The 17,588-nt window shown below is 63.4% G+C and carries 18 protein-coding genes; 5 read left to right on the forward strand and 13 right to left on the reverse strand.

Annotated elements, in window-relative coordinates:
- Position 1 precedes the first annotated feature (1 nt).
- Positions 2 to 2,182: a molybdopterin-dependent oxidoreductase gene (locus tag JGU71_RS13765; protein ID WP_199704730.1), complete on the reverse strand. Its 2,181-nt coding sequence runs from the start codon at positions 2,180 to 2,182 to the stop codon at positions 2 to 4.
- Positions 2,183 to 2,366: 184 nt separating this feature from the next.
- On the opposite strand from JGU71_RS13765, the gene JGU71_RS13770 reads away from it, so the two are divergent.
- Entirely contained in the window at positions 2,367 to 4,982 is a 2,616-nt protein-coding gene (locus JGU71_RS13770; protein ID WP_199704731.1) for an AAA family ATPase, read from the forward strand.
- A gap of 400 nt (positions 4,983 to 5,382) precedes the next feature.
- Here JGU71_RS13770 and JGU71_RS13775 read toward each other — a convergent pair whose 3' ends face one another.
- The 3 genes from JGU71_RS13775 to JGU71_RS13785 form a co-directional block, all read right to left on the reverse strand.
- Positions 5,383 to 6,036: a M50 family metallopeptidase gene (locus JGU71_RS13775; RefSeq protein WP_199704732.1), complete on the reverse strand. Its 654-nt coding sequence runs from the start codon at positions 6,034 to 6,036 to the stop codon at positions 5,383 to 5,385.
- 62 nt (positions 6,037 to 6,098) lie between these two features.
- The gene (locus JGU71_RS13780) at positions 6,099 to 6,203 is read right to left on the reverse strand and encodes a methionine/alanine import family NSS transporter small subunit (protein ID WP_199704733.1); all 105 of its coding nucleotides are present in this window, start codon (positions 6,201 to 6,203) and stop codon (positions 6,099 to 6,101) included.
- Positions 6,200 to 7,768: a sodium-dependent transporter gene (locus JGU71_RS13785; protein WP_199704734.1), complete on the reverse strand. Its 1,569-nt coding sequence runs from the start codon at positions 7,766 to 7,768 to the stop codon at positions 6,200 to 6,202. Before JGU71_RS13785 ends, JGU71_RS13780 begins: the two co-directional genes overlap by 4 nt.
- Before the next feature lie 177 nt (positions 7,769 to 7,945).
- Here JGU71_RS13785 and JGU71_RS13790 point away from each other — a divergent pair, with 177 nt between their 5' ends.
- Positions 7,946 to 8,593: a DUF998 domain-containing protein gene (locus JGU71_RS13790; protein ID WP_199704735.1), complete on the forward strand. Its 648-nt coding sequence runs from the start codon at positions 7,946 to 7,948 to the stop codon at positions 8,591 to 8,593.
- Here JGU71_RS13790 and JGU71_RS13795 read toward each other — a convergent pair.
- From JGU71_RS13795 to JGU71_RS13820, 6 genes are all read right to left on the reverse strand, one after another.
- On the reverse strand, positions 8,559 to 8,726 hold the full coding sequence (locus JGU71_RS13795; RefSeq protein ID WP_199704736.1) for a hypothetical protein: 168 nt from the start codon (positions 8,724 to 8,726) through the stop codon (positions 8,559 to 8,561). The two genes, JGU71_RS13790 and JGU71_RS13795, sit on opposite strands and share 35 nt — an antisense overlap.
- A 12-nt stretch (positions 8,727 to 8,738) precedes the next feature.
- Positions 8,739 to 9,323, reverse strand: coding sequence for an LppU family putative lipoprotein (lppU, locus tag JGU71_RS13800; protein WP_199704737.1), 585 nt, complete (start codon positions 9,321 to 9,323; stop codon positions 8,739 to 8,741).
- 91 nt (positions 9,324 to 9,414) lie between these two features.
- Positions 9,415 to 10,302: a DUF8017 domain-containing protein gene (locus JGU71_RS13805; protein WP_199704738.1), complete on the reverse strand. Its 888-nt coding sequence runs from the start codon at positions 10,300 to 10,302 to the stop codon at positions 9,415 to 9,417.
- 74 nt (positions 10,303 to 10,376) lie between these two features.
- Positions 10,377 to 10,751: a hypothetical protein gene (locus JGU71_RS13810; RefSeq protein WP_199704739.1), complete on the reverse strand. Its 375-nt coding sequence runs from the start codon at positions 10,749 to 10,751 to the stop codon at positions 10,377 to 10,379.
- 369 nt (positions 10,752 to 11,120) lie between these two features.
- A complete protein-coding gene (locus tag JGU71_RS13815; RefSeq protein ID WP_199704740.1) occupies positions 11,121 to 11,606 on the reverse strand; it encodes a hypothetical protein in 486 nt (161 codons plus the stop codon).
- Positions 11,607 to 11,876: 270 nt separating this feature from the next.
- Positions 11,877 to 12,641, reverse strand: a complete 765-nt coding sequence (locus JGU71_RS13820) for an alpha/beta hydrolase (protein WP_199704741.1) — start codon at positions 12,639 to 12,641, stop codon at positions 11,877 to 11,879.
- An 82-nt stretch (positions 12,642 to 12,723) separates the two neighbouring features.
- Here JGU71_RS13820 and JGU71_RS13825 point away from each other — a divergent pair, with 82 nt between their 5' ends.
- Positions 12,724 to 13,284 carry a DUF4282 domain-containing protein gene (locus JGU71_RS13825; protein ID WP_199704742.1) on the forward strand — a complete coding sequence of 187 codons (561 nt, stop codon included), beginning with the start codon at positions 12,724 to 12,726 and terminating at the stop codon, positions 13,282 to 13,284.
- 1 nt (position 13,285) lies between these two features.
- Here the strand turns inward: JGU71_RS13825 and JGU71_RS13830 are convergent, their stop codons facing one another.
- Positions 13,286 to 13,696, reverse strand: a complete 411-nt coding sequence (locus JGU71_RS13830) for a MarR family winged helix-turn-helix transcriptional regulator (RefSeq protein ID WP_199704743.1) — start codon at positions 13,694 to 13,696, stop codon at positions 13,286 to 13,288.
- An 87-nt stretch (positions 13,697 to 13,783) separates the two neighbouring features.
- Here JGU71_RS13830 and JGU71_RS13835 point away from each other — a divergent pair, with 87 nt between their 5' ends.
- Together JGU71_RS13835 and JGU71_RS13840 are read left to right on the forward strand one after the other, a co-directional pair.
- Positions 13,784 to 15,256, forward strand: a complete 1,473-nt coding sequence (locus JGU71_RS13835; RefSeq protein WP_199704744.1) for an MFS transporter — start codon at positions 13,784 to 13,786, stop codon at positions 15,254 to 15,256.
- A complete protein-coding gene (locus JGU71_RS13840) occupies positions 15,253 to 16,071 on the forward strand; it encodes a DUF72 domain-containing protein (protein WP_199704745.1) in 819 nt (272 codons plus the stop codon). Before JGU71_RS13835 ends, JGU71_RS13840 begins: the two co-directional genes overlap by 4 nt.
- On the opposite strand, the gene JGU71_RS13845 is transcribed toward JGU71_RS13840, so the two are convergent.
- On the reverse strand, positions 16,051 to 16,638 hold the full coding sequence (locus JGU71_RS13845; RefSeq protein ID WP_199704746.1) for a dTDP-4-dehydrorhamnose 3,5-epimerase family protein: 588 nt from the start codon (positions 16,636 to 16,638) through the stop codon (positions 16,051 to 16,053). The genes JGU71_RS13840 and JGU71_RS13845 overlap by 21 nt on opposite strands.
- A gap of 6 nt (positions 16,639 to 16,644) precedes the next feature.
- Positions 16,645 to 17,520 (reverse strand): glucose-1-phosphate thymidylyltransferase RfbA, encoded by an 876-nt coding sequence (gene rfbA / locus JGU71_RS13850; protein ID WP_199704747.1) that lies wholly within the window; start codon positions 17,518 to 17,520, stop codon positions 16,645 to 16,647.
- Between the last annotated feature and the right edge of the window lie 68 nt (positions 17,521 to 17,588).

The following is a 17,588-nucleotide window of genomic DNA, read 5'->3' on the forward strand; positions in this document are numbered from 1 at the left end:
CCTAGCCGACCGGCGAAACTGTCACGGGCACACCGTTGAACACCGCGTTGCCCGATGGGACGTCGACCACAGCGTCGTCGGTCAGTGCGTTTGCATTGACGCCCGCATGAGCTGCCGCCACTCGCTGGGTACTGCCGCTGTGGCCCCAGCCGTGCGGGAGGCTCACGACCCCCGGCATGATCGTGTCCGTCGGTTCCAACGGCACGATCAGTTCGCCCGCCGCGGATTTGATCGTCGCCGAGTCCGTCAGTCCGAGGCGTTCCATATCGAACGGGTTGATCTGCAGCGTGCACTTGTTGGAGCCGCCGACCAGCGTCGACACGTTGTGCATCCAACTGTTGTTCGACCGCAGTTGCCGCCGCCCGATGAGAACGATGTCGGCAGGTGCTCGTTCGAGACTTTCCCGAAGGCGCGTGACGTCGTCGAGCATCTTGGCCGGGGCCAACTCGACCTTGCCCGATTCGGTGAGGAGCCGGCCGGGTAGTTGCGATTCCAGCGGACCCAGATCGAGTCCGTGTGGGTTGTCGAGCAGGGTCTGCAACGACAGGTTGCCGCCGCCCGACCACTCGCCGTACGGTCCGAGCCGCAGCATCATGTCCAGCCGCAGTTCGACGCCGGAGTTGCCCTGCAGGTCGGCGCGTAGATCGCCGACCTCCCGACCTTCCACGCCCGAGCCTTTGGCGCCTACCGCCGCGCGCAACGTCTGATCGATGATCATCTCGTCGAGGAGCATCGGGTCGCCATCTTGCCCTGCGGCGATCATCGAGAGTCGAGCGAGGATCTCCGCCTCCGACGGTCGATCGCCGAGCGGCAACATCGGCGGCGAGTAGCGCGCGTAGTTGCGGACCGCGAAGCCGAGCAGAGCGAAGTCGTAGTGGCTCGACTGCGTCGACGGCGGCGGCGGAAGTATCACGTTGGCATGTTCGGTGGTTTCGTTGAGGTACCTGTCGACGCTGACCATAAATTCGACGTTCGACAGCGCTGCCCCGATCCGTGGACCACTCGGTGCCGAGAGCACGGGATTGCCTGCGACGGTGACCAATCCGCGAACCTGGCCGTCGCCGGGGGTCTCCAATTCGTCGGCGAGGGTCGCGACCGGCAGTTCGCCGAACGCCTCCGGTAGTTGTCTGGCCCGGCTCGTCCAGCGACCGGTCGTGAATGCGCGGGTTCTGCGGGGCCCGGGTGCCGCGGGATTGGCGAACATCACTCCGCCGGGGCGGTCCAGGTTGCCGGTGAGAACGTTGATCACGTCGACTAGCCACTGAGCGAGTGTGCCGAATTCGGCTGTGCACGTACCGATTCTGGCGTACACAGCGGCGGTGGGAGCGGCAGCGAGTTCGTGGGCGATCCGCACGATGACGTCCGCTGGCACACCGGTGCGCGCGGCGACCGCCTCGGGTGTGAAAGGTGTTGCAGCGCTGCGTACCTCGTCGAGACCGTTACTTTCGACATCGACGGCGGTGAGGCCTTCGGTGAACAACGTGTGCACGATCGCGAACAGCAGATAGGCGTCGGTGCCCGGCTTGACGAAGATGTGTTCGTCAGCGAGTTTCGCCGTTCGAGTCAGGCGCGGGTCGACGACAACGACCTTGCCGCCGCGTTTGCGAATCGCCTTCAACCGGCCCGGAAAGTCAGGAGCGGTGCACAGCGAACCGTTCGATTCGAGCGGATTCGCGCCCAGCATCAGCAGATAGTCGGTCCGATCCAGGTCGGGTACCGGGATGGCGACGGGATCACCGAACATCAAGCCGCTCGACACGTGCTTGGGCATCTGATCCGCAGTGCTCGCAGAGAAGATGTTGCGAGTTCCGAGTGCCCGAATGAGCGGCGTGTTGTACAGCGCACCAGCGACGGTGTGCGCGTTCGGATTGCCGACGTAGAGGGCAAGCGACTTGCGTCCATGCTCGGCAATGACTTTGCCCAATCCTGCTGCCACTGCGGCGAAGGCTTCGTCCCAGCTCACCGTCACCCATTCGTCGCCGCGGCGAATCAGGGGAGCGGAGAGCCGATCCGGGTCCTCGTCGAGGTGGCCGAAGCTGGCACCTTTCGGGCAGATGAACCCTTTGCTGAATGGATCGTCACGATCTCCTTTGACGGAGGTGATGTGGTTGTCGTCGTCCAGGGTCAGCGTCAGACCACACACTGCTTCACATAGCGGACACGTTCGTAGCGCTGTCTTCATCGTCTCATCTTGTCCTCTGCGGATCGTCGTGGAAACCCTCGAACTGTCGGCAGGCCGACACTGGCAGCGTCGCGTCCGCGACAGACGGGTGCAGCGCGTTCCGGCACTCTTGTCCAAGTCAGATAAAAGTTGCGCCGAACTGCATGAACGAGTTCGATTGACCCGACAAGGATGCGAGCCGCACGTGACCGAACCGACGACCCGACCGAGCAGATTGCTGGAGAGAACGCAGATCCTCGGCGCGCTCGCGAGCAAGTGGCAGGATGCCGTGCGCGGCAACGGGTCCGTCGTATTGGTAACGGGTGAGGCAGGAATCGGCAAGACCAGCGTGGTTCGCGCGTTTCGGGAGTCGCTGGGAGCGGTACGAATTCTGTCCGGCGCCTGTGACGATCTGCAGACCGCGCGTGCTTTCGGACCGTTGCGTGACGCTGCGGCAGCGTCGTGCGGGCCGCTCGAAGACGCCCTTGCAAGTGGGGCGGGCGAGGAAGTCTTCGACGGCGCTCTCACCGAACTCCGAACCCAGCCGCCGACCCTGCTCATCGTCGAAGACCTGCACTGGTCGGACGACGCCACCCTCGACGTCCTCGCTTTTCTCGCGCGTCGGATCGACTCTGTCGCCGCGATGGTGCTGGTCACGATCCGAGACGGTGGCGCCGCTCCGGGTCATCCGCTGCATCGGTGGCTCGGCTCGCTCGCAGGCCTGCCTGTGCAGCGAATTGTGTTGCCGTCGTTGTCCGCCGGCGCAGTTGCCGAGTTGGCCGACCAAACCGATTGGGACGCAGCAACGCTGCACGAACTGACCGGCGGCAATCCGTTCTACGTCACCGAAGCACTGGCAGCTCCTCCCGACGACGCTGTCCCCGCAACCGTCGCCGACGCCGTGCTGGCGAGAGTGCGGCAGCTGGACAGTACGTCCATCGACGCGGTCGAACGCTTGTCGGTCGTACCGACGCTTGTCGAGTTCGAACTCGCCGACGTACTGCTCGGAGACCGCATCGATCACCTCACGAGTGCCGAGGACAGCGGAATCGTGCAGGTTCGCAGCGACGGCATCGCGTTTCGACACGAGCTCGCGCGCAGAGCGGTCGAAGCGAGCCTGTCGGGTCTGCGGCGCCGCACGTTGCACCGCAACGTGATCGGGGCGCTCGGCGCGATGCCGCGTCCCGATCTCGCCAGGTTGGTCCACCATGGTTTGGCCGCCAACGATTCCATCACCGTGATCCGCTTTGCCGCTCGCGCTGGAAGGGAATCTGCCGCAGTGGGTTCGCACCGGCAGGCGCTCGCGCATTTCGAGGCAGCGCTGCGCTATGCGGACACGTTGTCGACGGTCGATCTTGCGCGACTGCTCGACGACTACGCATGGGAGTTGTACAACGCGCACCGATTCTCCGATGCCGTCGACGTGGGTGAGCGCGCCGTCGCGCGTTACCTCGACGTCGGCGACCCGGTGCTGCTCGGCGAGGCCCGCGTGCGGTTGTCGCGGCACTACTACATGATCGGTGACACTCGTCGTGCGGTCGAAACCTCGCGAGCAGCGTTGGAAGGCTTGGAACAGACCTCCTCGCTCGGGGCGACGGCCTACGCGGCGACCTCGCACGGCGCTGTTCTCGCGCTCGCCGGCGACACCGACGAAGCCGCTCCCATCCTCGATCGCGCGCTCCAACTCGCTACGGAATCCGAACGGGTCGACCTGATCGAGCTTTGCCTCAACTATCAGAGTCTCGTCCGTCGCGACGTCGACCAGGACGGGCGGATCGCCTTGCTCCGAAAGAGTTTGGCGCTTGCGCTCGAACACGGCCATCACGAACACGCTGCGAGGGCGTACACCAATCTCGGTGAAATCCTCTACCGCAGCGCCAAGTTCGATGAATTGGACGTGTGCTTGCGTAGCGCGCTGCGCTTCACCGCCGAGCGTGGCTTCGGTTCGCACGCATTCAATCTCGAGGTCCATCAAGCGCTGCTGCGGATACGGCGGGGCGATTGGCAGGCAGGCGAGGACGCACTGGCGGCCATCATCGATCGCGCAGAGGACCCGGGGATGTTGCGTGTCTACAGCGTCCCGACCTACGCACGTCTGCTCGCTCGCAAAAACCCCGACACCGACCTCGCAGCAACGCTTCTCGGCGCCTGGCACACCGCGGTCGAACAAGGTTCGCTGCTTGCTCTCTCGTTCGCCGGGCCGGCATTGGCCGAGTACGCCTGGATCAGCGGCCGCGCCGACCTGGCGGCCATGGTGTTCGAACAGTGGCAGAGCGTCTGCGACCGGCCCGGCGCCGGACCGGTGTGGGGTGAAGTTCTCCGCTACTGCACCCGAGCGGGCGTCGACATCGGCGCCGCAGCTCTCGACGACATACCCGAGCGCTGGGCCGCCGGCCTGCAAGGTGATGCGGCGGCTGCCGTCGCACAATGGGAGACGATCGGCGATCCATACGAGCGCGCCCTCGAGCTCGTCGAAGCCGGTACTCCTGAGCAGACTAGAGAGGCGTTGTCGATACTTGACGGACTCGGTGCTGCGGCCGCCGCGGCGGCGGTACGCCGACAGCTGAAAACTCATGGCATGCAAGTAGTTCCACGTGGACCACACTCGTCCACCAAAGCCCACCCAGCAGGCCTCACCGCGCGCCAGGCCGACGTCCTCGATCTCGTCGCACAGGGACTGACAAACGCCGAGATCGCCGACCGACTCTTTCTCTCCGTGCGTACCGTCGACCATCACGTCTCCTCGATTCTCGGCAAACTCGGAGTCTCGACACGCCGCGACGCCGGTGCAGTCGCGCGATCGATGGCGGCTGTGCCCTGACACTGCCGTCGCTGCGCTCCGGGGCGTGAGCGGCCCCATAGACACGGCCTTCCCTCCTCGACTCGCTGTGACATTGCCGTCGCTGCGCTCCGGCTGTTCGCGGCCCTTTCAGGCACGGCGTTCCCTCCTCGACTCGCTGTGACATTGCCGTCGCTTCGCTCCGGGTGTGAGCGGCCCTTTTAGGCACGGCCTTCCCTCCTCGACTCGCTGCGCTCGCTCGTCAGTCCAGGCCGTGCCGGGCCGCTCACGCGCTCGCTCGTCAGTCCACGCTGTGCCTGGCCGCTCACGCGCTCGCTCGTCAGTCCACGCCGTGCCTGGCCGCTCACGCGCTCGTTCGTCAGTCCACGCCGTGCCTGGCCGCTCACGGGACACTCCCGTCTAGCAGATCACCGAACCCCGCTTATTGCCCTTGCATCTCCCACACGGCCAATCCGCAGAACGACGTGACGCCGAACATCCCGAGAATCCAAAAGATTCGTGGAATGTGAGTGAGCCAACGGAGCTGATCGATATCTGTCCGGCCGGATCGATTTCGCGAGACCTCGACGAGCGTGCGGAAATTGCCGAAAACCAGTACCCACGCGCCGACGAAGAACAGGTGCTGACGTATCTCGACGGGACTGTGCCGATCGAGATACACCAGAATCACGCCGGTGAAGATGAGCATCGCGGCACCGAACAGGTTCCGGATGTAGAGCAGCATCGCGGCCACCACCGCGAGTGTCGCCCAGCCCAGGACTGCCAGTTGGCCGCCGGTCAGCAGAATTGCCGCGAGAACAGCGACGAGGGGCGGTGTCAGATATCCCGCGGCAGTAGTCGCAATCATGCCTGGACCGCGCGGCTTTCCCCGCGACACCGTCAATCCCGACGTATCGGTGTGCAGTCGAATTCCCACCAGTTTGCGTCCGGTCAGGAGCGCCACGATCGCGTGCCCAGCCTCGTGAACAAGTGTCACGAGGTGTCGATTGAGCGACCACAAGGGACGAAAGAGCACGAGCAGACCCGCGACGAAGATTGGCGCATAGGCGCCGAGCTCGTCCCAGATGCGGTTCACCGGATCCAGTATCCGGATCCGAGGCGAGCAATCCGCTGACCGGGACCTACATCACACCTGGCTCAGTCCTGTCCGGGATGCCGCAACAGGTTCAAGATCGCGAGTGCAAGTCCTCCCCACACCGTCACCATGGCAACGATCATCATGACTACTGCTGCGGTGCTCACGACTCAGCCTCCTTGTCACTGTTCGTTTCGTCGTCATAGCCTGGTTCCTCGATGGGCGTGTGGCGACTCCATGGCAAGAACGACAAGCCGATCGCCACGACGATGAGGGCGACCACCATTCCCCAGCCGAAGATGTTGATGAAGGTCGACGGATATCCTTCATACGGCGCTTCGAGTTCTGACATGAAGTCTCGGAACAGGATGAAGGCCAATGCGGCAGGTGCCAGACCGCCAACTAGGAACTGCCACCATCGTCCAAGGCGGATCGTTCCAAACTTGTTCATATGCGCCATCAGCACCGGGAGCTTGCGGAACACGAAAGTCAACGCAACCATGCTCGCGACAGCGGCCGCCAAGATTCCGAAGCTGTTGACGAAGTGGTCCATGGTGTCGAGTACATAGACACCCGTGGTCGTCGAGAACAGGCCGATCGACAGCACCGCTGCGGGCAGTCCCACCCAGAGAGCAGCCGAAACGCGCGAGAGTCCGATCTTTTCCCGCACCGCGGACACAACCACCTCGAGCACGCTCACCAACGAGGTGAGTCCAGCGACTACCAGAGACGCAAAGAACAACACGCCAAGGAGGCCACCTCCCGGGGCTTCCGAGACGATCGTCGGGAAGGCCACGAATGCGAGCCCGAGTCCGGAAGTGGCAACCTCGTCGACCGGCACCGCTGCAGCAGTGGCCATGAAGCCGAGCGCTGCAAAGACTCCGATTCCGGCAAGCAGCTCGAAGCCCGAGTTGGAGAAGCCGACCACGGCTCCCGAGCCAGTCATATCGGTGCGACGTCTGACATACGACGCATAGGTGATCATGATGCCGAAGCCGACCGACAGTGAGAAGAAGATCTGTCCGAACGCGGCTACCCATACACTCGTTTCGGTCAACGCCGCCCAGTTCGGGCTGAACAGTGCATCGAGTCCGACACCCGCACCATCAAGGAACAGCGCCCGCACGACGAGCGCTGCGAAGACCAGCAGAAGCAGTGGCATGAAGATGATCGCCATCCGCCCGATGCCCTTCTGGACGCCGAGAACCATGATTCCTACGACGACAATCCACAAAAGCAGGAGCGGCCAGAACACCCCCGGCACCAGGTCCAGCGATGCCCCCGGCGTATCTGCAGCCTGCAGGAATTCGCCGAAGAAGAAGGCGTTCGGATCGTCTCCCCACCGCTCTTCGATCGAGAAGAACGTGTAACGGATCGCCCACGCGATGATCGCCGCGTAATAGATCGCGATCACTGCGCAGATTCCGGTCATCCACCAGCCGATGGGTTCGGCGCCGCGAGCGATCCGCCGAAAAGACAACGGCGCCGATCCGCGGTAACGATGACCGACGGCGTAGTCGAGGAACAGAAACGGAATTCCAGCCGTCAGCAACGCAACGAGGTAAGGGATGATGAACGCCCCACCGCCGTTTTCGTACGCGACGTAGGGAAACCGCCAGATATTGCCGAGACCGACGGCCGAGCCGATGGCAGCGAGTATGAAGACTCGTCGCGTGCCGAATGAGTCCCGACCGTGTTTCGTCCCCGACTTGTCAACCGCCTGTGTGGACATTCATCGAGTCTGGCATCAAACCGATGCGGCCGTTGATGTTTCGTGTGATCGCGGCCGTTGGCGCTCTAACCATTGCGCTCTTGATGCGGTACCACGACGACGCCGAGATTTCGGAGGCTAGGTTTTGGCGGATGGAGACCTGGCCGAGGCGAATGCGAACCCAGCGACAATGACCCCATGACCCTGTCGGTGCGCGAACGAATCGGTGCTGTCGCGTGGATCCTCATTGCCGGCTACTTCGTTGCTGAGGCGGTCGTCGTTGCCGCGCTGCCGAAGACCTACAACGCTGCCACCAGTTCCATCAGCAGCCTCGGGGAAATCCACTGCACGGGCGACATCTGTTCCCCGCTGCCTGATCTCATGAACTGGGCGTTTATGGTGACCGGCATTCTGGTCGCGGTCGGAGCGTTCGGCCTCAAAAACCTGCTTCCGCCGGGTAGACGGAGCAACATCGTTCTCGCACTACTTGCCGTAACCGCAATAAGTTGCACCGCAACAGGTTTCGTCCCGATCGATACCGACGAATCGCTGCATCAAATCGTCGCGATACCAACCTTCATCGCACGCAACGCTGCACTCGCTCTGCTGATCCGACCGATCTACACACAATGGCGACACTTCGGCATACTCACCGCAGCAGCCTGTGTAACAGGCACTCTCGGCACGCTGGCGATCGTCGTCACCGACCTACCGTTCGGCGTTGTCGAGCGAGTTGCCTTGTATCCGTTCAGCGTGTGGGCGGTCGTGGCCGGCGTTGCTGCATCGGTTATGTCGAGCAGCGCCAGACCTCTCACTCCGGCGCGACAGCCAACGGCACCAGGATGAGAGCAAGCACCCATGCTTGCGGCGCCGTCACGTGCAGCAGGATCAGGGCGGAGAAGGTCGCGCTGACCAGTGCGAGAGCAGGCCAGCTCACCCGGTAGCGGTGGGAGGCGATCGAAAGTTGATTGTGCGGCACGATGTTCGCCTCCTACAGCCGCTCAGCGCAGACGACGGTCTTGCGAACCGTGTACGCGAAGCCTTGCCCTGCCCCGCATTCTGCAGGATCGTCGGAGCCGCTGATAATCCGGAGCAGCCGCACATCGCCAGGAGTTACTGCGGCGCAGTCGATCTTGCCGATGACGTCGCCGGCCGTCGAATAGCACTGTCCGACAACCCAGTCGACGTCCATGCACAGCGCACTGGTCTCGACCCCGCCGCGCGTCGACGCGTACCACTGATCGATATCGGCAGCACATTCATCATGTTTGGCGACTGTGGCCACAACTTTGAACCCGGCGGCGGGCGTGCCGCAGGGCGCAAGCGCGATCACAGGGGCCGTATCGGATCCGGTGAGGCTCACGCAGTCGCCCACTTCGGCGGTGAATACCGGCTCGTCGGCCTTGGGGGTGGGGGTTCGTTTCGGGGTCGTCGGCTTCGGTGCGTCCGGCGCCTTCTCGGACGCAGGTTCGGCGACCGCCCGTGGGGTGATGTCGGAACCGCAGCCGCTGAGCAGCGCTGCACCGACGGCGACACCCAACAGCAGTGCAGCGGCATTGCGACGTGTTTTCGGCATCTGAGCAAACTCCTACGGACGATCCGACCTGGTGTAACAACTGTCGGTTCGAACCGCGTCAGGAGCTAGACACCCTGGGGGTCGAAGGCGCTCACCCCGTCGGTTTGCGAATGCTGGAGAAGATCGTCTTCGCATCGTCGGTGGTCAGTTCGCCCGATACTCCGCGATCGGCGACGATCACCATCAGGTCGGTGTCGGGCCCGTTCGGCACGGCGAATGTGAACACCGAGAATCTCGGCGGCGCACACGACTCGGTCGAGGTCAGGGACCCGGAGGTCTCGACGAAGACACCAGTGGACTGGCCGTCGCGAGATTGGAACGGAACCGCGGGAGACGACTTGATGTCGGGGGAGTTGTAGCCGCTCGACGCTCTCCGGCCAACCTCGATCGCCGCCGCGGTCGGGTCGGGTTGACCTGCTGTAATGAGAACCGACATAGCTTTCACCCAGTTGCCGCAGTAGCCGTCGTCGTAGTCGGCAACGCCCTTGCCGATGACACCGTTGGTGCCACCGATCGTGCCTTGCGAGGCGACGTCCCAGTCCGCGGGGACGTCGTAGGCCACCCCGCGGCTCGGCACGAAAACAGACTGATAGCCGTCGATCACCGGAGCGGGTGCGGGCAAATCGCCCTCGTGTGTGGTCTTCGGCGCAGCGCGAGTTGTGGCAGCCGAGGACTCTGCCGACGACACCTCGGCAGTTGTCGGCGTGCCACTGTCCGAACTGCCGCGGGTGACGATCACCAGCACGAGGACCGCGGTCAGCAAGGCGACGACGGCAACTCCGCCCGCGATGAGGGCAGTGTTTCGCCGGGGCGGCGGGGGTGGTGGTGGGAAGTACTGCGCCCGCGGGGGCATGCCGTTCGGGTACACGGTTGTCGGGTTGGTCGCAGGGCCCATGGGAGGTTCGTGAACCCAAGCCGGCGGCGGACCCCACGCATTTTCGGGCGAGCCCGACGCTCGATCGTCCTCGGTGCCGCTCATTCGAATCCCCCAAAAAGTGTTGTTGCCAGGCGCGCCCGCCGATGCTTACCGTACCGATCCCAGACGTGAGCTTCTCAGGACGCCAACGCCGATACCGCGCCGTGCCAGCGCGGTGACGCGACCGCACGCAACGCGGCCGACACAGCAACGAGGGGCGGCAGGGTGGTCCGTGACGACGGTGCCGTGAACCAGCGCACGGGGCCGGTCAGCAGATAGGTCGGCGGCAACGGAATACGAGCGCCGCCCGTGTGCACGATCAAGCCGTGGTCGCGGATCGTGGCCATCGCGTTGTGCGAGACCCCTGTCGTCGCGGCGAGAACGATGTGGCGCCGTGGGACGGTCGGCAGTTCGATGACCGGCCCGGCTAGCAGGTGCACGCGAAGGAACTTGTGGATATCCAGCGCGAGGTCGGCGGGCAACTCGATGCCGCAGAGCGTCGGACCGGTCACGAGTTCGAGTCCGATCGCAGAGGATCGTACGGTCCAGCCGCGTGCGCTGTACTCGACCGCAAGGCGTCGAGGATGTTCGTGACCGTCGGGGTGGTGTGTGCGTCTCGCATGGTGCCTCCAGAGTGGGAACGTGTCCTCCGAATGGTGGAGTTTGCGAGGCATCTCGGTCTGTCGCCGAGGTGACATGAGGAGTGTGTCCGAGCCGACACAACGAATTGGTAACTTTTCAGCTACCGCTAGGGCCTGAGTGGCGAGATTCTGATTCCGCAAAAATGTGGTTTACGACACAAAACTGCCTCTCGCTGTAATCAGCGAGAGGCAGTGAGGGTCCAGCAGTAGTTGGGATCTCTCGATCGTGGGTCGGACAGCTCAGCAGGCGACGCGGGCGTTGCGTCGAGCCCAGCTGCTCGACTTCACCGAGCGGACAGCTGCTGCGACCGCAACGAGCGGCGGAACCCAGCGCGATTCCTCGGGGGATACGGCCCAGCGGGCAGAACCGGCGATCATCTGGGTTGGCGGCAACGCGATGGTGTCGCCGTCCATGTAGACGATGGCACCCAGTTCACGCAGCGCTGCGATGGCCAGTGCGGCCTTCGCTACACCTGTGACGAGGTGGATCTGCCGGGTCTCGGACCCTGGAAGTTCGATAACGGGACCGAGGAGCATGTTCGCCTGCATGAATGCGTGAACGCCATCGGTGTACTCGGCTGGGACCTCGATGCCGCAAACATTGGCATCGGTGATGAGCGAGATTCCGTTGGCGGTCGTCGTTACCATCCATCCACGCTTGGTGTACTCGTCTGCAGATGCAGCCAGGGCGCTTGGGGAGACGGATGTTCCGGCGGTGGTGCGCACTCTTTTCTCCTTCGTGAAACTTGCTTGCTCGGTGCTTCAGAAGGGGTATCGGAGGCAGCGCACAAAAAGTTACTGAGAATTTCGTGAGAGGAGCCCAAAAACTTCTCGGCGAGCCCGCGGGGGCTCTAAAGCGGGCTTTCCTGGGCTTTCGACCCTCCCGAAATCGGCGAAAAGAGCGATCGCGTGCTTCTCGTAGCTGGTCTGCGCGGCCGAAATTTTCCACCCCGCGAGCCTGAGCAACTTTCTGGCAACCGTAAAAGGCTGCCAAACCTAGTTGTCGCCGAGCCCGGTTACCCACGCAGAGATCGTCTCGACCCACTCGGTGCCTGCTTCGGGGATCAGGCTGTTGTGGCCGACCCGCTCGATGATGTGCAGCTCTTTGGGCTCGGGCGCGGCGGCGAAGAGTCGATGCGCATGCGAGACGGGCACGATTTCGTCCAGCGTTCCGTGCACCATCAACAGCGGCGACCGCAGAGTCCGTATTCGTCGCAAGCTGGGATAGGCGTCGGGTACCAACCGTGTCGGAATGAAGCCGAAGTGAACCTTCGCGACATCGCGGACGCTGGTGAACGTCGACGTGAGAATCAGGCCTGCGGGAGGATAAGCCGTCGCCAACTCGATCATCACCGCGCCGCCGAGCGATTCGCCGAGGTAGAGAACCCTGTCCGGGTCGACCTCGTCCTGTTCGAGCAGGGCTGTCCTGGCAGCGCGTGCGTCGAAGTAGGTGCCTTTTTCGGTCGGCCGGCCTTCGCTGTGCCCGTAGCCGCGATAGTCGAAGAGCATGACGTCGAACCCTGCGGCGACCAGCAATGCGGCAGGCAGGATCCAGTCGCCGATGTTTGCGCCGTTGCCGTGTGCGAACAGGATGTGGCCGCGCGACGGGGCGATCGGCGTCGGCAGCCACCAGCCGTTGACGGTGACGCCGTCCTCGGTGACAAAGCGCAAGTCCGTGTACACCAGGTCGACATCCGCCGGCGTCGTGAGGATCACTCGCGACGGGAAGTAGAGGAGGGCCTCGAGAAGTCGATTGAGCATGATGGCAGTCAAGTTACCTGCACATGCCGGGCGACTCGCCGCAGTATTCGCGAATCCCACTCTGGCAGGGGAAGATCGAAGCATGAGTGAGGAGTCGCGACAGTACGAGGACGTCGACCTGGCCACGTGGGCAGTCGACTCCGACGAGTACTGGGAACCAGATGCTCCCGAACCTGAGCCGACGCCTGCGACGTGGCCGAACCGCGTCGTTGCCTTCGGTCACTGGGCCACCTCTGTCGCGCGTGGGCTGCTCGACATCCGTTTCACCCGGGTAGCGACGCGGGATCTGCTGCCTGCGGTTTACGCCCTCGGTTTGGTGCTTGCCGTTGCAATCCCGATCGCCCTGACTGTGCTGGTGTTCCAGTGGTCGATTTTCGCGGGAGTGCTGTTCCTCCTCGTCGTCGCACCTGTGATGGGCGTGACCATCGCCGCGACGATCCGGCTGTGTCTAGAGCTTGTGCTGAGCCTGATCGAATTGGCAGGCATGGTCGACGACATTTCGACAATGGGCGCCGAGCTGCAGAACTCACTCGGCGATCTGTCCGGTCCGGTACATCAGATGGCGTCGAGTGTTCGCGCTGTGCAGTTCTGGCGCTTCAAAGAACGCAGGCAGTCGGCGAAGGTCCGCGAGATGCGGCGTTAGTTCAGACCAACGTTGAAGCGAGCACGGCTCGGTGCGTCTTGCGGGCGTCGGCGTGCAGGGCGCGGCCGGTATCGGTGAGGCAGACGAAGATCGATCGACGATCGCTTGTACACATGTTTCGTTCGACGAGGTGATCGCGTTCGAGCCGCGCAACCGTGCGTGACAGCGCACTCTGGCTCAGATAGATGTCCTGGGACAGATCACTCATCCGGTAGCTGCCGCTTGCTTCGTCGACGAGGCGGTCCAACGTCTCGAATTCGCTGACGCCGATGTTGTGCCCGTCCTGCAAGGCCTTTTCGAGCGCGCACGACACCGCCGAATGTTTGGCGAGTAGAAGCCGCCACTGGTCTACAAGTTCGCTGTCGGCGTCCGGTGTGGTGGTGAGCCGGCTCGCCGTCGAGTGCTCTGCCATGGCCGCGACACTAGCATGCACACGCATTGAATGCAATCGCATTTATTGCTGTTGCATTTAATGCATACGCATGTAATGTCTCATCCCATGACCTCCACTGCCACGATTCCGAACGCGGAGCACGCGCCCGCCGACAACGATTCGAACTGGTCACTTCGCCTCTGGGGAATTCTCATCACCCTCTGCGTCGTGTTGTTCCTCGATGGACTCGACGTCTCGATGGTCGGCGTCGCTCTCCCGTCCATCGGCGACGAACTGAACCTGTCGACCTCCACACTCCAATGGCTGATCAGCGGCTACATCCTCGGCTACGGCGGACTGCTGCTGCTCGGCGGCCGCACAGCCGACCTCCTCGGTCGCCGCAAGGTGTTCCTCATCGCACTGAGCGTCTTCGCGGTGGCGTCGCTGCTCGGTGGCGTCGTCGACTCGGGACCGCTGCTGATCGCAACCCGCTTCATCAAGGGTCTTGCCGCCGCGTTCACCGCCCCGACCGGACTCTCCATCATCACAACGACCTTCGCCGAAGGAAAAGCACGCAACAAGGCGCTGTCGATCTACACCCTGTTCGGCGCGAGCGGCTTCTCGTCCGGGTTGGTGTTCGGCGGTCTGATGACAGGTATCGGCTGGCGCTGGACCTTCCTGCTTCCGGTCCCGATCGCAATCGGCGCACTGATCGCAGCATTCATCCTCATCCCGCGCGACAAGGCGGACACCTCGGGCGGCTACGACATCGCAGGCGCGATCCTGTCCACCTCCGCGATGCTGCTTCTCGTCTACACCGTGGTCTCGGCGCCCGAAGCAGGCTGGGGATCGGCTCGCACGATCGGATCGTTCGTCGCCGTTGTTGCCCTCGGTGCGGCGTTCGTCAGCGTCGAGCAACGGGTCGCACATCCGTTGCTTCGCCTCGGAATATTGCGTCGCGGCAGCCTCGTTCGTGCCAATGTCGCCATCATCGCGATGGCAGGCTCGTACTTCAGCTTCCAGTTCATCGTGACGATCTACTTGCAGAAGACGCTCGGTTGGTCGCCGTTGGCGCTGGCCATGGCGTTGCTACCCGCAGGCTTGCTTGTCGCGTTCAGCGCGCCTTTCGCTGACCGCATCATCGACCGCTTCGGCACACCACGTCTGATCATCGTCAGCCTGGTAGCCATGGCAATCGGCTACTTCCTGTTCCTCCGTGTCGATACCCATCCCGCCTACGTCGCATTGCTGCTGCCGACGGTGCTGCTGCTCGGCCTCGGCTTCGCGCTCGGATTCCCGTCGATCAACATTCAGGCGACCAACGGGATCGACGATCACGAACAGGGCCTCGCCGCCGGTTTGGTACAGACGTCGATGCAGGTCGGGGCGGCGGTCGTCCTGGCGATCACCACCGCGATCATCACGACCGACGCGACCGCGCCGGACGAGGTGCTCGACGCCTACAGGCCGGGCCTGGTGTTCGTGGGAATTGTCGCAGTGGTCGGGGTGCTGGTAGCGGCGACCCACTTCATCGGCCGGACCGACAAGACACCCGCGGTGTCGAGCGAACCGAAGGATCGGGTAACTGTAGTGCCATGATTCGCGTTGGCACCTCCGGATGGGTCTATCCGCCTTGGCGTGGACAGTTCTATCCGGAGGGCCTCGCGCATCGTCGTGAACTCGAGTACATGTCCGAGCGAGTCGACTCCATCGAGATCAACGGGTCGTTCTACGCATTGCAACGACCGAGCAGCTATCAGAAATGGGCGGAGCAGACCCCCGACGACTTCGTCTTCGCGGTCAAGGCTCCACGCTTCATCACACACATGAAGAGGTTGGTCGACGTCGAAGAGCCGTTGGCCAACTTCTTCGCGTCGGGGATCCTCGCGCTCGGCCGGAAGCTCGGTCCGGTGCTGTGGCAGCTTCCGCCGAATCTGACGTTCGACGTAAAGGTCCTCGCCGCCTTCGCCCAACGACTGCCACGCACGACGAACGAAGCCGTCGAATTTGCCAAAGGCCACGGCGACAAGGTCGAGGGCCGCGCCTGGACGAGCACCGACGCCGACCGACCCTTTCGTCACGCTGTCGAAATACGCAACCCGAGTTTCGCTGTACCGGAGGCTGCGGACATATTGCGCGACAACGGGATTGCGCTCGTGATCGCCGACAGCGCAGGAAAATTCCCCGCCCCCGAAGAACTGACCGCCGACTTCGTCTACGCCCGACTGCACGGCGACGAGGAGCTCTACGTCAGTGGATACACCGACGACGCGCTGGACCGCTGGGCCGAGAAGCTCCGCAGCTGGACCACCGATCGCGACGCATTCGTCTACTTCGACAACGACGCGAAGGTGCGCTCCCCACATGATGCGATGGGTCTGCGGGCTCGGCTGTCACGCCCCGAAGGTGGGTAGCAGTCCGTCGGCTCGAGCCTGCGCGAAGCTCCGTGCGACGGAGTCCTTCGCAGACAGTGAGTAGTCGAGCGGCTCGCCGTTGCGGCCGACGGTCGGCCAGTCGATTCGCAGATCCGGATCGAGTGGGCTGACGTCGTGATCGAGTTCTGGGCTGTATTCGAGCGAGCACAGGTAGATGACCGTCGAGTTGTCCTCCAACGACAGGATGGCGTGGCCGAGGCCTGCGGACAGGTAGACCGCGCGCCGATCGACGTCGTCGATGAGCACCGAATCCCACTGCCCGAACGTCGGCGAACCGACCCGCAGGTCGACGACCACATCGAGAAAGGCGCCTCGTGCGCAGGTCACGTACTTCGCCTGGCCCGGCGGGTTGTCCGTGTAGTGAATGCCGCGCAGTACGCCGGCCGCCGACACGGAACAGTTCGCCTGCGCAAGCATGACCGGCGCACCGACCGCGGCAGTGAATTCCGTGGCCTTGTACCACTCGAGGAAGACGCCACGGTCGTCGCCGAACTGCTTCGGCGTCAACTCCCAGGCACCGGAAATAGCCAGTTCACGTATCTGCATCGACAGTCACCAATCCCGGCCGCGTTCGAGCAAGTTCAGTAGGTACCGTCCGTAACCCGACTTGACCGACGTCTCGCCACGCTCACGCAGTTGGTCGTCGGTGATGAAGCCGCGCCGCCACGCAACCTCTTCCGGCGCACCGATCTTGAGACCCTGGCGTTCCTCGATCGTGCGCACGTAGTTGCTCGCGTCGAGCAGCGAATCGAAGGTCCCGGTGTCCAACCACGCTGTTCCACGCGGCAGAACCTCGACACCGAGCCTGCCGGCTTCGAGGTATGCCTTGTTGACGTCGGTGATTTCGTACTCACCCCGCGCGCTCGGCTGCAGGTCCCGCGCAATCGCGACGACGTCGTTGTCGTAGAAATAGAGGCCTGGAATAGCAAAGTTCGATGCCGGCTGCACCGGCTTTTCTTCGATCGAGATCGCCCGACCGTCCTTGTCGAAATCGATGACGCCGTATGCCGAGGGATCCGATACCCAGTAGGCGAAGACGGCGCCACCGTCGACATCGTTGAACCGATTCAGCCGGGTGCCCATGCCCTGGCCGTAGAAGATGTTGTCGCCGAGGATAAGCGCGACCTTGTCGTCGCCGACGTGATCGGCACCGAGAACGAACGCCTGCGCTAGACCGTTGGGTTCTCGCTGCTCGGTGTAGGTCAGCGAGATGCCGAATTGTGCGCCGTCGCCGAGCAACCGCTGGAACGCGTCGGCGTCGCCGGGGGTCGTGATGATGAGGATGTCGCGGATACCAGCGAGCATCAGGGTCGAAAGTGGGTAGTAGATCATCGGTTTGTCGTAAACCGGAACCAACTGTTTGCTGACGCCGATCGTGATCGGATGCAGGCGTGATCCCGTTCCGCCCGCGAGGATGATTCCACGCATAATCGACAAGTCTCAGGTTTCCGCGCTACCGGCGCAAGTTCGTCGCGAATACTCTCGGCCGAGAGCGA

This window comes from Antrihabitans stalagmiti (assembly GCF_016482825.1).
GTDB lineage: Bacteria > Actinomycetota > Actinomycetes > Mycobacteriales > Mycobacteriaceae > Antrihabitans > Antrihabitans stalagmiti.

What these genes read in the sequence shown, in the direction of transcription:
- JGU71_RS13820 (WP_199704741.1), bottom strand. Translation starts at nt 12,641, where the DNA reads ATGCTCAATCGACTTCTCGAGGCCCTCCTCTACTTCCCGTCGCGAGTG.
- JGU71_RS13830 (WP_199704743.1), bottom strand. Translation starts at nt 13,696, where the DNA reads ATGGCAGAGCACTCGACGGCGAGCCGGCTCACCACCACACCGGACGCC.
- JGU71_RS13785 (WP_199704734.1), bottom strand. Translation starts at nt 7,768, where the DNA reads ATGTCCACACAGGCGGTTGACAAGTCGGGGACGAAACACGGTCGGGAC.
- rfbA (WP_199704747.1), bottom strand. Translation starts at nt 17,520, where the DNA reads ATGCGTGGAATCATCCTCGCGGGCGGAACGGGATCACGCCTGCATCCG.
- JGU71_RS13845 (WP_199704746.1), bottom strand. Translation starts at nt 16,638, where the DNA reads ATGCAGATACGTGAACTGGCTATTTCCGGTGCCTGGGAGTTGACGCCG.
- JGU71_RS13835 (WP_199704744.1), top strand. Translation starts at nt 13,784, where the DNA reads ATGACCTCCACTGCCACGATTCCGAACGCGGAGCACGCGCCCGCCGAC.
- JGU71_RS13765 (WP_199704730.1), bottom strand. Translation starts at nt 2,182, where the DNA reads ATGAAGACAGCGCTACGAACGTGTCCGCTATGTGAAGCAGTGTGTGGT.
- lppU (WP_199704737.1), bottom strand. Translation starts at nt 9,323, where the DNA reads ATGCCGAAAACACGTCGCAATGCCGCTGCACTGCTGTTGGGTGTCGCC.
- JGU71_RS13790 (WP_199704735.1), top strand. Translation starts at nt 7,946, where the DNA reads ATGACCCTGTCGGTGCGCGAACGAATCGGTGCTGTCGCGTGGATCCTC.
- JGU71_RS13840 (WP_199704745.1), top strand. Translation starts at nt 15,253, where the DNA reads ATGATTCGCGTTGGCACCTCCGGATGGGTCTATCCGCCTTGGCGTGGA.
- JGU71_RS13825 (WP_199704742.1), top strand. Translation starts at nt 12,724, where the DNA reads ATGAGTGAGGAGTCGCGACAGTACGAGGACGTCGACCTGGCCACGTGG.
- JGU71_RS13805 (WP_199704738.1), bottom strand. Translation starts at nt 10,302, where the DNA reads ATGAGCGGCACCGAGGACGATCGAGCGTCGGGCTCGCCCGAAAATGCG.